The following is a 12,294-nucleotide window of genomic DNA, read 5'->3' as shown; positions in this document are numbered from 1 at the left end:
AGAGGTTCAAGGGATGAAAAGAAATGAGAATTTGATTTTTACGATTATTGGTCTGCTTATTTTGGTTGGCGTAGGGATTTGGACTTACTTTTATGTGCAGAGCAACACTTATTTTACGACCGATAATGCCAAAGTGACCACGGAAGTCTATAATGTCGCGCCCTCAGCGAGTGGTCGGCTGGTGAAACTTAACGTTGCCGAAGGCAGCTTGGTCAAGGAAAATGAAGTCCTCGGCAGGTTGGAAAATGGTTCTTATTTACGATCGCCGATCAAGGGGCAGGTGGTTAAGAGCAATGTCGTCTTAAACCAGCTGGTTTCCCCCACGGTAGTTGCCGCCGTTGTTGCCGATATCGATCATAGCTATGTCAGTGCTAACATTGAAGAAACGAACATTACCAAGATCAAAGAGGGCCAAGATGTGACGGTTCAACTAGACGCCTATCCCGGTCAAAAATTTAAAGGTCAGGTTAAAGAAATCAATAAAGTAACGCAAACAGCGCTTAGCGGGAATGCCACGAGTTTTAGCACGAGTGGTACGTATACCAAAGTAACCCAATTGATCCCGGTGAAAATAGTTCTCGAGGACACGGGCAAGTTAGAGGGTTTAATCGGCACCAATGCTACGGTGAAAATCAAAATAAAATAAGGGAGTAGGTGGGAACGTCATGATCAAAACGAAGCAATGGCTGAGGCAGGGATCGATCGTAGTTTTAGCAGGAACGATTCTCTTTACTGCGGGCTGCGGTACCCCTCAAGCAGTTCAGACAACAGCTGCACCTGCTCAAGGGCAACCGGTGCAGGAGAATGTCATTGAAGCCGCGGGTAAAGTGAAAGCGAAGGAGATTCAAAATTTGACCCTCGATTTTGCGGCGACGGTTCAAGCAGTTCCGGTGCAAGACGGGCAACGGGTGAGTCAAGGCGACGAACTGATGACGTTGGATATTCATGATCTCCAGCAACAGATCGTGGATCAAGAAAATAATTTAAAAACAGAACAGCTGCAATTAGAAAAAGCTCAAAATGCGAAGGTGACGAATGAAGCCCAAGAAGCAAGCAGTCTGCAAGCCGCGCAAGAGGAGCTGAGCCGCGCCAAGGAAGACTTAGCGACCAAGCAGAGCTTGTTTGACGCCAATGCGCTTGCGAAAACGGATCTCGTTACGGCGCAGCGCAAAGTGGATGATGCAGAGCGCAACGTAGCTGATAAGAGTATCTCCAAGGAGACCGATTTTCGACTCAGCATCGCTCTCGAACAGCAAAAGATCAGCTCCCTGGAAACCAATCTCCAGCGGCTGAAGGACAAGCTGAATAAAAGTTATATTCAGGATAACAAAATCGTCGCTGATTTCAAAAACGGTTTGGTTCAGGAGAGCACCCATGTCGCTGGAGATCCTCTGCCGGCAGGCATCAAGCTGCTGAGTCTGGTGAATATGGATAGCCTGATCGTCGAGGCTGACGTGTCCGAGGATTTCATCAAGGATGTCAAAATAGGAGCAGCTGTGGAGATCCTGCCCTTAGCGGATTCCAGCAAACAGTACAAAGGCAAGGTGACGAAAATTGCCGATCAGGGTGTGGAAGTGAATGGGGAAACGATGATCAAAACAGAAATTTCCATCGACAACCCCGATGATTTTCTCAAACCCGACTTTAATGTGGATATAAAAATATCTAAATAAATGATATGATGAGTTATATGCGTTCACCTCATTCCCCACACCTGAATCTCATACCCTTAAAGGCACAAAGTAGGATGGAGAGATGGGTTGTTGGCTGCTAAATTCAGAGACTATACGTTGCGATGACAAGCAAAGGAGGAATTAGAGTTGAAAAAAGTCCTGTCCATTCTGTTGATTGCCTTGATGCTGGTGGGTTCTTCAACGACCGTGCTGGCGGCGGAAGATTCGCTCGACATCGAAAAAGCGGCCATCCAAACGCTCAAAAACTCACAAGCGGTCCAAAACTCTAAGCGACAGGTAACCGTCGTCAACAAGAATTATGCGGATATCACCTCGAAGATGAATCAGAGTAAAGCGATGTTACGCTATGTGAATTCTTATCCCTTAGTCGAACAAATAATCCTGCTCCCGCTGGAATTCAAAGATAGGCTGAATCAAGCGACGAATGGGCAGCAAGTGGTGACCAATGCCATCCGCCTCTCAGCCTATCAAAACTATATTACCCTCGTCAAAGCCAAAAGTGCGCAGACAATTCAACAGAATCTTCTCAATTCGCTCGAAGCGGATTACCAAAAAGCTCAGCTTCAGCAGTCGCTGGGCGAGATTACCCCAGCTCAGTTAAGATTGAGTGAAATTACTTACATCAAAGCCCAGTCTCGTTATCAGAGTGCGCAAAAAAGCGTGGATTCGGCTTCGATGACGATGAATCAAGCGATGGGTGAGGATATCACCAAGAAGTATGCGACAGTGCTAGACAACAACATTGTGCCGGCTGATCAGATCAGACCGTTAAACGATTACGTCAACACGGCCCTAGCTAGTCGAGCGGAGATCCTTAACGCTCAGGGCACGCTCGCTACGAAAAAGACCCAGTATGATTATGGCAAGGCTGAAGTACCTACGGATTTTCAATTCTACATCCAGAAACAAGAGTATATCATCGCAAGTGCCCAAAACGATGTTGATCTGGCCAAAATCAACGTGCAAGAAGATATTACCAACTTCTACAAGTCGTTGGAACTGGCCATGAAGAACAGGGAAGCGATGAAGATTCTTGACGACCAGGCGGTCATTAATGAGCAAATGGCCGAAGTCCAATATGAAAATGGTCAGATTTCCTTACTCGTGTTAGACGAGGCTAAAGTCGCTCAAGCGCAAGCCGATGTGAATTATAAAAATGCCCAAGCTGATGCGTGGTTAGCCCAGACGACGATGGATTCAGCTTGTGGTATTGGCTATAATCCCTTAAGTCCACAACCCGTGACGGTCGATTTCTCGCTTAGCCCCTACCCGTCCGAAAATAAGTCGAATACGACGGCGCCTAATAACGATTAAAAGGTCAGAACGATTAAAGGTGGAGGTGTCTCATTTGCAAAAGAAATACTTAAGCGTTGGTGCGCTGGCGCTTACAGCCTCACTGACGGCTTCAATCTTGTTTTTCACACATAGTACCTGGGCGGCGGACAGTGTGATTCAACTTGCTTCAGCTACGACGACTCCCAGTCCTGCTTCCACGGCTCCTACTTTATCTACTCCGACATCCACGACTCCAGCTTCCACAGGTACGACTGCACCGACGACAGCACCTGCTGACACTTCGACCTTGAATCTCTCGCTGGAGGATGCCTTGAAGTCGGTGGAGACAGGGAATAGCTCACTTAAATTATTGGACAGCAAAATTCTGATCTATGATAAACAAAATCAACAAGCGTTAGCCAGGCATGATGCCAATATCCCGGTCGTTGATGAAGCTTCCAAGAAAGATCGAGCTCTCAATTATCAACGAACCCAATGGACCTTAGATAATGCCAAGCATGATCGAGCTACCCAATTAAAAGATCTCCAGGTCGCGATAACCAATGAATATGAAGGAATTTTGACGTTGCAGCAGCAGGCCGAAAACCTCAAAAAACAGCACAGCAATCTGGATACCGTTATTGAGCAAGTGAACCTGCAAATTAATCTCGGCTTAAAGATTCCCTCGGACCTCTATGCTTACAAGGCCCAAATAAGTAAACTGGAAGCTGGCCAAAAAGCGATTACCAATAGTATCAATAGCGCTATGAATACGCTGAAGCAGGACCTGGGCATTGACCTTAATCGTGAGGTTGTGCTGACTTCGAAGCTCAACGCGTATACGAAATTTGATGAAACCGATCTCGAGAATAAAATCGCCAAGGCCGTTAAAAATAACTATGATATCCAAAAATATACTCAGGATATTGCCATTACGCAGACTGAGTATGATATTGATTTTTACTATGATGATATCTATGCTGACCCAATCCAGTTGAGTGTCGAAGATAAGAAAGCAACCCTCGCCAATTTGCCAGTGACGAAGGAAGTCAGTCTGCGCGCTGCCTATAATTCTTTAAAAACACTGGAAAATACCATTGAGGCTGATAAATTAACGGTGGAAGCGGATCAAATCAATATCGATATTAAGCAAAAAAATATTGATGTTGGCACTTCAAGCACCCTGGAGATGATTCCGTTGCAAACAACACTCTTAAATGATCAATATACCTTGCAGCAGGATATTAATGCTTATATGGCGGCAGCGGCCAATTTCCAAAACAGTTTAGAGCCATAAACCGATTTATGAAAGTTTATAAAACAACTTGTCTAAATATGACGAAAGTTGAAAGAATATAATGGAAAATATAGGAAATAAAATCAAGGATTATTTAGGTCTTCAATAGAAATAGGTTTCTATTGGGGCCTTTTTTATTTGCCCGCTAAGGTAAGGAGGAGGAAATCAAGTGGTTAGATTTTATCCCAATCGGTTTGTTGCAACTCTCATGATTTCAGCGTTGACTGTAACTTGGGGATTAACGCCCGCAGTTACGAGGGCGAGCACGGTAAACCCCAAAGTACCGGACGCCGTCCAATCGCTGAAAAGTTCGGTCAATACGTTGACCCGTCTTGGTGGGGAGGACAGGTATAGTACAGCCGTCCAGATTGCCGAGCAGGGATGGAAGTCAGCAAGCATGGCAGTCCTTGCTTCGTCTAGTGATCTGAACGGGGCTGATACCCTGGTCTCAGCAAGTCTGGCCAAGGCGGTGGATGGCCCGATCCTTCTTGCCGACATGGACTCAATCCCTTCGACGACGATGACAGAATTAAAAAAGCTTGGGGTCACTCAAGTTTATCTGGTCAGCGGGACGGGTTATCTCTCGGCTAAAGTCGAGAAGGAGCTTGCCGCTGCCGGCATCCAATCCATACGGCTAGGTACGCATGATCGGTATGAAACGGCTTTAAACATTGCCAAGGAAATCCAAAAGATTAAGCCCTTCCAAGAAGTTGTCGTCACCAATTCCACGGCCACTGTCGATGCTATTTCCATTGCCCCAATTGCTGCCGCGAAGGGAATTCCCATTCTCTTGGTGGACAAGAATACTGTGCCGAAAGCTGTGTCTGATTTCATCAACGCCTCGGATATCAAGAAAACTTATGTTATTGGGGGAACCGCGGTCATTACTGATAAGGTCAAGAAGGCCCTTCCCCTGGCGACCCGTCTTGGCGGAAAAGATCGCTTCGATACGAATCTACAAGTGTTAAAACAATTCGAAAACCAAGTTGCCGGTGGCGGGATGTTTTTCGCGAATGGGGATGATACCAGCCTTATCGACTCTTTGATTGGTGCACCGATGGTGGCTAAAGCTGGTGGTGCTATTATTCTGGCGAACAAGGGGACCGTTCCAACGGCAACGCAAGACTTTATCCAGGCTGAAATAGCCCTTAAAAATCCTGGGATTCTTGGTATTATATTGGATTCTACTGTTCAAGGTCTAATGTATGATCAGCCTGATGAGCATACGACGCAAATCGGAGCTGTGGAATTTAACCAGCCTTATCAAACCCTTGAAAACAAAACTGTGACCGGGAACCTTCTCGTAGACGCAGATGGCGTAACTCTGCAGAATGTCAAGGTCAAGGGGACGTTATTTATTGATCCGGGCAAATTCGGGTCTACCCAGCTTGATGTGGTGGAGGCGACGCGGATTGTTGTTTTATCGGGTGCCGACCATAATAGCATCCACTTAAGAGAAACCAAGTCCCCAAGTCTTGTCGTGTCCAGTTCCTCTAATGTCCATGTGGTGGCGGAAACAGGGACAATTTTAGGATCGACACTGGTTCAAACCAATGCGACAGTCGAATCACAAGACGGAGCGAATATAGGGACCTTGTCTGTTCGCCCATGCCTGAATGGACCGATCAATGTACAGCTTCAGGGAACATTCTCCAGGGAGGTTGTTCTGAGTGGACGGGTAAAACTTTCCGTGGGTATTGGTGCAACGGTTGCAAATGTTCAAGTAACCGAGTCCGACACTCCGGATTTAGTTCAGTTAGTTGGGTTATTTCCGAGTGTAACTATTCGTGATAATTCGTCCTTTACCTTAGATTGGGGTAGAATCGATAAATTAAATACAGCAGGATCAGGCTACATTGTGGTCGAAAAGGGAACTGAAATCAGAAATTTTAAATCATCGACTGGGGCTATGCGATTCAGCGGTGGGGGAATTGTCAATGATAATATGACGGACGAAGACAAGAGTGGCTGGGGGGATAACCCTCCGACCTTCACGAGTGCAACAATTACAGGAGCGGCAAAGGTGGGTCAAGTTTTAACGGCTTCCGGCATCGGCTATTCTGATTCTGAGTCTGATAAGGCGGGCACACCCCTCTATCAATGGATGATTGGTTCAACTGTTGAGGGGCCTTATGCTAATATCGTGGGTGCAACACGTATGACTTATACTCCATTACTTAAAGATCTCCAGAAATACCTTAAAGTGAAGGTAACACCAGTTGCCCTGACAGGAACAGGGAGAGGAACCCCTGTAATCAGTGCGGCTACGTTAGCCGTAGTAGAGGATGAAAATACCATAGCTGGACAATTAACGGTAAGCAGACAAGGGGGAGCGAACAATCTTAATCCCCAGACGATTTTAACGTATACGCTTGGTGAAGATTATACTAATGGACTTGTTATGTTTTCCCTGCCAGGGGGTATCACCGTTTCAGTGGGGGATGAGGTAAGGATCGATAAGGCTGAGAGTTATAGAATCAGCGCTGATAAGATAAGCGAGGATAGCAGACAAGTGACGATCGGATTGATTAACGCTAAAAAAGGAGCAAGTGTAGTTCTCACCTTGAAGCGGGACATTCAAGTGGGAAGTTGGGAATTTAATGCCGAAGGTGATAAGGATGGAAGTGGTCCCAAAGGTTGGAGCAATAAAACGATTGCGAAAGTGAACAAAATGAGGTAACCTTTAAAGAGTTGAAAGATCTTAAATAGGGGATGTGGTGACATGCTCAAAAAATTATCCATCGGGTTCCTAATCTTAGTTTTATCTTTTGCTCTTGGCGGATGTGGTGCCCCTAAGGCTGCGGACCAACAGCAAAATACGCAACAACCAAATGCTGTAACCGAACAGGCTCCCCAATCGCAGTATTTAACACCCGTCCCCAAAGATACGACTCTCGTTAATGCCAATAATAACGTGTCCAAACAGCTGATGTCTCAAAAGGACGTCCTGGGCACTCAGATCTATGAACAAAAGGGAATCACGTATGGCGATATTACGTTTAAGAGTGGAGTGGATAAAACTTACGCTCATAGTCTGGCTAATGAGTTTTTGACTCAACTGAAGACCAATTATCCGGGGAAAGAGCTTACGGCTCAAGCTTTAAGTGATGGAAAAGTTATCGATACTATTTCGTTTAAACCTTAATGAGATTATGACAAAGCCCGATTACATTAATGTGACCGGGCTTTGTCATAACCTTTGCAGGCTAGGAACTTTCAGTTCACCTGCCGAGGTAACAATGGTATAATACGTTGAGGTAAAAGTCATCTGGTTACAATATAGAAATTACTTAAGGGCGTGACATTATGGAATTAAGTGAATCCTTTTCTTTCGATGAGGAACACTGTTCAGAGAAAATACAGAGTCTTTTAAAGGAAGTACGGTTGCAGCTTGCCCCGAAGAGCTTGGTCCTTCGTTTGAGTGAGAATCTCTCGATGGGCTCGGATGCCCATACCCATGAAGACGAGCAGGGAAACTGCGTTATCGTCGTGAAACCAAGTGCTATGAATGATGTTACTCTTTCCCATGAACTCTTGCACCTTTTAGTGAGGCCGGTTGTACCCCAGCTCGTGCGCGTGATTAAATTCGATCTGGTGGGCATCATCGGCACAGAACTTCAAGGGTATTTAGAGCATCGCTGGATCCGAGCGGAGCAAGAGCGGCGGGGAATTCTCACAGCGGAAATCGAGCAAGAACTTTTTCCGAACTTACTGGGAATCTTGGGCTCAGATGATCAAAAGCTCGGGGATGATATCCATCGAATCTTAGTTTTGAACAATCTGATCAATACTTTTCCAGCCATTCTGGAAAAGAACCGGGTTGATTTTGCGCGGCGAAACACGCGATCCTTAACATGGGCTGAGCGAATCATGGCGCATTATCCGCAGCAGATGCTGGATCGAGCTTCCGAAGCTAGGAGTTGTATCGTGGGTGCGATCCAGGAATGGGCAGCTCTCTTCCAGGAATGTGGCTTAAACCCCGATTTATTGCGCTACCTGCTCAGTGTCGTCCCGGTATTCAACCGGATGCAATTAACAGCCCCCACCCAGACCTTGCTGGGGTTATGGCCCGAAGCTATTCGCACCGAGCAAACAAGCGAGATCAGCAGTGTTTTGTATACGCTGGAAGATGGCCAAGGTTGTGCTCTATTGACGATGAAGCAGAAGGATCGGGATTTGGTTTTCCGCTATTTTCATAACACGACTTTGGAAGATTTCCTGAAGTTGGTCCCCATACCGTATTTGGTAGAATAGCGAATTTAATGTAGAATTAGAGAGCGGGTATGCAGATTATTTGGCAGGCAAAGGCCGTCCTACGAAAGAAGTATTTGCTGACATTCGCAAAGGACTGCATGCATGAGACAATACGGATGAAATAAGCTGGGATGTTACCAGCCATTATCCTAATTTCTCGGTAATTGCCGGGTCTGATAAATACGAACGTAACCTCAGTTTTACTTCTATCTTTTCGAATGAACTCGATTTTACTACGACGTATATTGCGACTGGCGACGATTTTCCCGATGCGCTTACAGGAGCAGCCTTAGCAGCGCAAAGTTCCTCGCCCATTTTACTTGTCGGTAAGGAATTATCGCCCTTTACCGAAACAATTCTGCGTAGGCATGCAGGATCTATCAAGAAATTGCGGGTATTGGGTGGTGAAGGAGCTGTTTCTACCGACGTCATTCAGAAAATAAAGGCTATCGTGGAAAATAATTAAAAGAGCTAACGATTAAAATAAAGTCAGGGAATCCTTCTGCATACCGATGAACTGAAAGCTTCATGGACAGCATACAGAAATGATGGCGAGTTAATTAAAATTAGAGGATTGGAGTGAACGATAATGCGTCCGAGAGCAACTGCGGTAAAACCTCTTGATGATTATAAGCTGCTGGTCACGTTCAGCAATAGTGAAAATAGAGTATTTGATGTAAAGCCTTACTTTGATTTTATACCATTTAAAGAGTTGCAAAAGCCTGCTCTTTTCAAAACCGTGTACGTTGCAGGCCTTTCGGTTGAATGGCAAAACGGTGTTGATATCTGTCCCGATGAGCTTTACTATGATAGCGTACCAATGTAATAGTAGTTTCCCAGGGTCTGCCCCCCTGCTCCATTTGACCTCTGTATCCTTGAATATAACGACAGCGATGAAGAAATCTCTAATATCATCGCTCAGCCTGATATTTTTGTCGTTTGTAACAGGCTATTTTGGAGTACACTCATTAGTAATTGAGGTTTCCTCGACAAAAGTTGCAAAAGAGATCCGACTGCCTTCATGGGTGGTCGGATCGTTCTATTTTCTCCAATAAACACTTTTCCAACAATTATTCGCACGAAAAAATGTTAGATATTTCGTGCGAATTCGGTATAATGATTTTAAGAAAGAATCTGTTATATTTTGTAAGGAGGTGTTATTCAAATGCTTATCACCGCAACTGAATTTAAAAAAAATATTGGAAAGTACCTAACACTCGCTTCTGAGGAGGAAATAATCATCACTAAGAATGGTAAGGGAATAGCAAAACTTACCCAGGTAAACGAGGATAAGGTTGAAGTAGCGAAATCATTGTTTGGTATTCTCCCATGCGATGCTTCTTTGGAACAGGCAAGAGAGGAACGGTTAAATAAACATGAAAGTTTTGATTGATACAAATGTTATCCTTGATGCTGTAATTGGTCGTACACCTCACAATGTTTCTGCTGAAAAGCTTTTTTTGCTTATGGCTGAGGATAAGCTAAATGCATCCATAACTGCAAGTGCGGTAACCGACATTTATTATTTACTTTACAAGCATCTCTATGATGCATATCAGGCAAAGCAAGTGCTCTTTAAGCTTTTCAGCTTATTTGAAGTTCTCGATGTCACCCAAAGCGATTGTGCGAAAGCACTTAGTATGCCTATGAATGATTATGAAGATGCCTTATTGGCAACTTGTGCCAGACGGAGAAAACTTGACTTGATTATTACTCGCAATCTAAAAGACTTTACTGATTCACCAGTTAAAGCGATTACACCTGATGACTTCCTTACTAATTATTTTTAAAATAATATCAATTCAATTTACCCCGGATATTCAGAAAAATAATTTACACAAAGCCCGATCCTATTTAGTGGGATCGGGCTTTGTGTAAATAGGAGGATTTTTTCATAACCAAAGAAGATAGGTAAAAATCTTGACAAAAGAAGAGAAAACGCGCATATTAGTTAAGCTGCTTAACAATGAACATACTTAATCAGTTTATTTTTGAATTTAAAACCCCAATTAATTGAAAGTTTAGTCGTGCGTAATTTAAGTATCGAAGGAAGGCAATTAAGATGGAGATTGGTAATGCCGAGAAGATATATCAGATCATGCAAAAGTTCCAAAAAATGAGGATGAATTCAACCAACACGAGCGAGATGCCGCGCAGTGAAATTAAGATGCTGAATATGATTAAGCTGAATACCTCCGAAACTGAAGAAGTCACAATTTCAATCTTGAGTGAACTCTTAGAGATCAGTAAACCCGCAGTCTCGCAGATGATTAATGTCCTCGAGGATAAGGGCTATGTTGAACGGATGACGACAAAAAATGACCGACGAATTGTCTACGTTCGCTTAACCGAGTGTGGCGAGCAGCGTTTAGTCAAAGAACTCCAGGCAGTAAGGATAAGCTTGTTATTCATAACTTTTCAGCAAAAATCAAAGCGGGGCAAAAGGTAGCTATTGTGGGACCAACGGGTGCAGGTAAAACCACGATTGTGAAACTACTGATGAGGTTTTATGACCTGAACCAAGGGAAAATAGCGATCGATGGACCATTTAATGAGCAACCGCACGAGTTTTGTCATTGCTCATCGACTTTCCACGATCAAAGATGCAGATTTGATTTTAGTGATGAAAGACGGTGATATTGTTGAACAAGGCAATCATGAGGAATTGCTGGCCAAAGGTGATTTCTATGCAACCTTATATAATAGTCAATTTTCGGAAGGTTATTGAAGGGGAATAGGCTAAGCCCAATCACGGTTCTAGATGTTTTAGAATCTGGATATAATCCCTGGCACCATGCAGAATTCGATAGATATTAACCTTGCCATCGATAAAACGTTTTGTTGCTTTATTTTAAAAATAATGTATAATTGTTATAACATTAGAACATATTATGAAAGGGGATGAATAGAACAATGAGTGTGGTGATGAACGGAATGGAAAGAAAGGTAACAAAGATTGGAAATAGTTTAGGCGTTACTATGACTGACGCTTTAAAGCAGCTGGGTATTAATAACGGGGATACAGTAAAAGTTGATGTTCGTGGTGATGAAATTGTTATTAAAAAAAGCCAATATGTGACGTTACCCAAAGGCATCAGCTTAGACTTCTTAGATACCCTTCATGATGTCATGAATGAGTATGATGAAACATTGAAAGGACTTAAGGATCGCTGATGGATATTCACTATCTGACTGTACCGGAAGTTATTGCGATTAATGTTGCGGTGATCCAAAAATATAGCCCAAGTGAACCAATCGGTATCCTTAATCAGTCGCTTTTGGAGTCAGCGGTATATCGTCCCCAGCAATCTGCTTTCGGCGAAGACGCCTATCCCACGATTATAGAAAAAGCAGCTGCATTATTTGAATCGCTTGGTCAAAACCATTCGTTTCAAAACGCCAATAAAAGAACGGCATTTATAGCAATGGTGGTGTTCTTGAGATATAATGGCTATTTATTTAAAATGGATGCTAAACAGGCCGAAGATTTTACCGTTGCTATGGTCGAAAATGAGTACAGTTTTAAAAACCTAGTAGCCATTATCAAAGAGCATACAACAGAACCGGTTTCCGTCTCTCAAGAATGATGGGAAACCGGTTTATTTTTTACTAACAGAAAGTATAAATTTGGGAGCAGATAGCATAAGTGCAACCAGCGGTTTTCGCTTTCCTACGATGCAAGTAGTTAAGTCCGGCAGGATAAGGCGACTAAGGCCATCGCTTTGGCGCTGGCCAAGTCTTCTTTATCGCAAAGCTCGGCGAAAGCCGGGTTTT

General features: G+C 43.9%; 14 protein-coding genes and 1 pseudogene. All 15 read left to right on the top strand.

What is annotated here, in order from left to right; genetic code table 11:
- Positions 1–13: 13 nt before the first annotated feature.
- The 15 genes and pseudogenes from VM640_RS09170 (at position 14) to VM640_RS09105 (ending at position 12,107) form a co-directional block, all read left to right on the top strand.
- A complete protein-coding gene (locus VM640_RS09170) occupies positions 14–646 on the top strand; it encodes an HlyD family secretion protein (RefSeq protein WP_325391463.1) in 633 nt (210 codons plus the stop codon).
- Between the two features lie 19 nt (positions 647–665).
- Positions 666–1,673, top strand: coding sequence for an HlyD family secretion protein (locus VM640_RS09165; protein WP_325391462.1), 1,008 nt, complete (start codon positions 666–668; stop codon positions 1,671–1,673).
- Between the two features lie 147 nt (positions 1,674–1,820).
- Positions 1,821–3,008 carry a TolC family protein gene (locus tag VM640_RS09160; protein ID WP_325391460.1) on the top strand — a complete coding sequence of 396 codons (1,188 nt, stop codon included), beginning with the start codon at positions 1,821–1,823 and terminating at the stop codon, positions 3,006–3,008.
- Positions 3,009–3,042: 34 nt separating this feature from the next.
- Positions 3,043–4,266, top strand: coding sequence for a TolC family protein (locus VM640_RS09155; protein ID WP_325391458.1), 1,224 nt, complete (start codon positions 3,043–3,045; stop codon positions 4,264–4,266).
- Between the two features lie 169 nt (positions 4,267–4,435).
- Entirely contained in the window at positions 4,436–6,946 is a 2,511-nt protein-coding gene (locus VM640_RS09150; protein ID WP_325391456.1) for a cell wall-binding repeat-containing protein, read from the top strand.
- 42 nt (positions 6,947–6,988) lie between these two features.
- Positions 6,989–7,411: a hypothetical protein gene (locus VM640_RS09145; protein WP_325391455.1), complete on the top strand. Its 423-nt coding sequence runs from the start codon at positions 6,989–6,991 to the stop codon at positions 7,409–7,411.
- Positions 7,412–7,572: 161 nt separating this feature from the next.
- The gene (locus VM640_RS09140; RefSeq protein WP_325391454.1) at positions 7,573–8,520 is read left to right on the top strand and encodes a hypothetical protein; all 948 of its coding nucleotides are present in this window, start codon (positions 7,573–7,575) and stop codon (positions 8,518–8,520) included.
- Between the two features lie 121 nt (positions 8,521–8,641).
- A complete protein-coding gene (locus tag VM640_RS17170; protein WP_414647944.1) occupies positions 8,642–8,986 on the top strand; it encodes a cell wall-binding repeat-containing protein in 345 nt (114 codons plus the stop codon).
- Between the two features lie 123 nt (positions 8,987–9,109).
- Positions 9,110–9,346 (top strand): DUF2442 domain-containing protein, encoded by a 237-nt coding sequence (locus VM640_RS09135; RefSeq protein WP_325391452.1) that lies wholly within the window; start codon positions 9,110–9,112, stop codon positions 9,344–9,346.
- 339 nt (positions 9,347–9,685) lie between these two features.
- Positions 9,686–9,913, top strand: coding sequence for a type II toxin-antitoxin system Phd/YefM family antitoxin (locus VM640_RS09130; protein ID WP_325391450.1), 228 nt, complete (start codon positions 9,686–9,688; stop codon positions 9,911–9,913).
- Entirely contained in the window at positions 9,897–10,310 is a 414-nt protein-coding gene (locus tag VM640_RS09125; RefSeq protein WP_325391448.1) for a PIN domain-containing protein, read from the top strand. Before VM640_RS09130 ends, VM640_RS09125 begins: the two co-directional genes overlap by 17 nt.
- Positions 10,311–10,582: 272 nt before the next feature.
- A complete protein-coding gene (locus VM640_RS09120) occupies positions 10,583–10,969 on the top strand; it encodes a MarR family winged helix-turn-helix transcriptional regulator (RefSeq protein ID WP_325391447.1) in 387 nt (128 codons plus the stop codon).
- Positions 10,970–11,053: 84 nt separating this feature from the next.
- Positions 11,054–11,248, top strand: a pseudogene (locus tag VM640_RS17265) (ABC transporter ATP-binding protein); the annotation flags it as partial.
- A 185-nt stretch (positions 11,249–11,433) separates the two neighbouring features.
- Complete coding sequence (locus VM640_RS09110; RefSeq protein WP_325391445.1) at positions 11,434–11,694, top strand: AbrB/MazE/SpoVT family DNA-binding domain-containing protein; 261 nt, start codon at positions 11,434–11,436, stop codon at positions 11,692–11,694.
- Positions 11,694–12,107 carry a type II toxin-antitoxin system death-on-curing family toxin gene (locus tag VM640_RS09105; RefSeq protein ID WP_325391443.1) on the top strand — a complete coding sequence of 138 codons (414 nt, stop codon included), beginning with the start codon at positions 11,694–11,696 and terminating at the stop codon, positions 12,105–12,107. The genes VM640_RS09110 and VM640_RS09105 overlap by 1 nt, the downstream gene beginning before the upstream one ends.
- The last annotated feature ends 187 nt before the right edge of the window (positions 12,108–12,294 follow it).

Origin of the sequence: Desulfitobacterium sp. (assembly GCF_035539115.1) — a bacterium.
In the GTDB taxonomy this organism is placed as follows: domain Bacteria; phylum Bacillota; class Desulfitobacteriia; order Desulfitobacteriales; family Desulfitobacteriaceae; genus Desulfitobacterium_A.
The sequence above is the reverse complement of the archived record's forward strand: the minus strand, read 5'-3'. Positions and strand labels throughout refer to the sequence as shown.

What these genes read in the sequence shown, in the direction of transcription:
- VM640_RS09145 (WP_325391455.1), top strand. Translation starts at nt 6,989, where the DNA reads ATGCTCAAAAAATTATCCATCGGGTTCCTAATCTTAGTTTTATCTTTT.
- VM640_RS09110 (WP_325391445.1), top strand. Translation starts at nt 11,434, where the DNA reads ATGAGTGTGGTGATGAACGGAATGGAAAGAAAGGTAACAAAGATTGGA.
- VM640_RS09135 (WP_325391452.1), top strand. Translation starts at nt 9,110, where the DNA reads ATGCGTCCGAGAGCAACTGCGGTAAAACCTCTTGATGATTATAAGCTG.
- VM640_RS09130 (WP_325391450.1), top strand. Translation starts at nt 9,686, where the DNA reads ATGCTTATCACCGCAACTGAATTTAAAAAAAATATTGGAAAGTACCTA.
- VM640_RS09170 (WP_325391463.1), top strand. Translation starts at nt 14, where the DNA reads ATGAAAAGAAATGAGAATTTGATTTTTACGATTATTGGTCTGCTTATT.
- VM640_RS09140 (WP_325391454.1), top strand. Translation starts at nt 7,573, where the DNA reads ATGGAATTAAGTGAATCCTTTTCTTTCGATGAGGAACACTGTTCAGAG.
- VM640_RS09120 (WP_325391447.1), top strand. Translation starts at nt 10,583, where the DNA reads ATGGAGATTGGTAATGCCGAGAAGATATATCAGATCATGCAAAAGTTC.
- VM640_RS09165 (WP_325391462.1), top strand. Translation starts at nt 666, where the DNA reads ATGATCAAAACGAAGCAATGGCTGAGGCAGGGATCGATCGTAGTTTTA.
- VM640_RS09105 (WP_325391443.1), top strand. Translation starts at nt 11,694, where the DNA reads ATGGATATTCACTATCTGACTGTACCGGAAGTTATTGCGATTAATGTT.
- VM640_RS09125 (WP_325391448.1), top strand. Translation starts at nt 9,897, where the DNA reads ATGAAAGTTTTGATTGATACAAATGTTATCCTTGATGCTGTAATTGGT.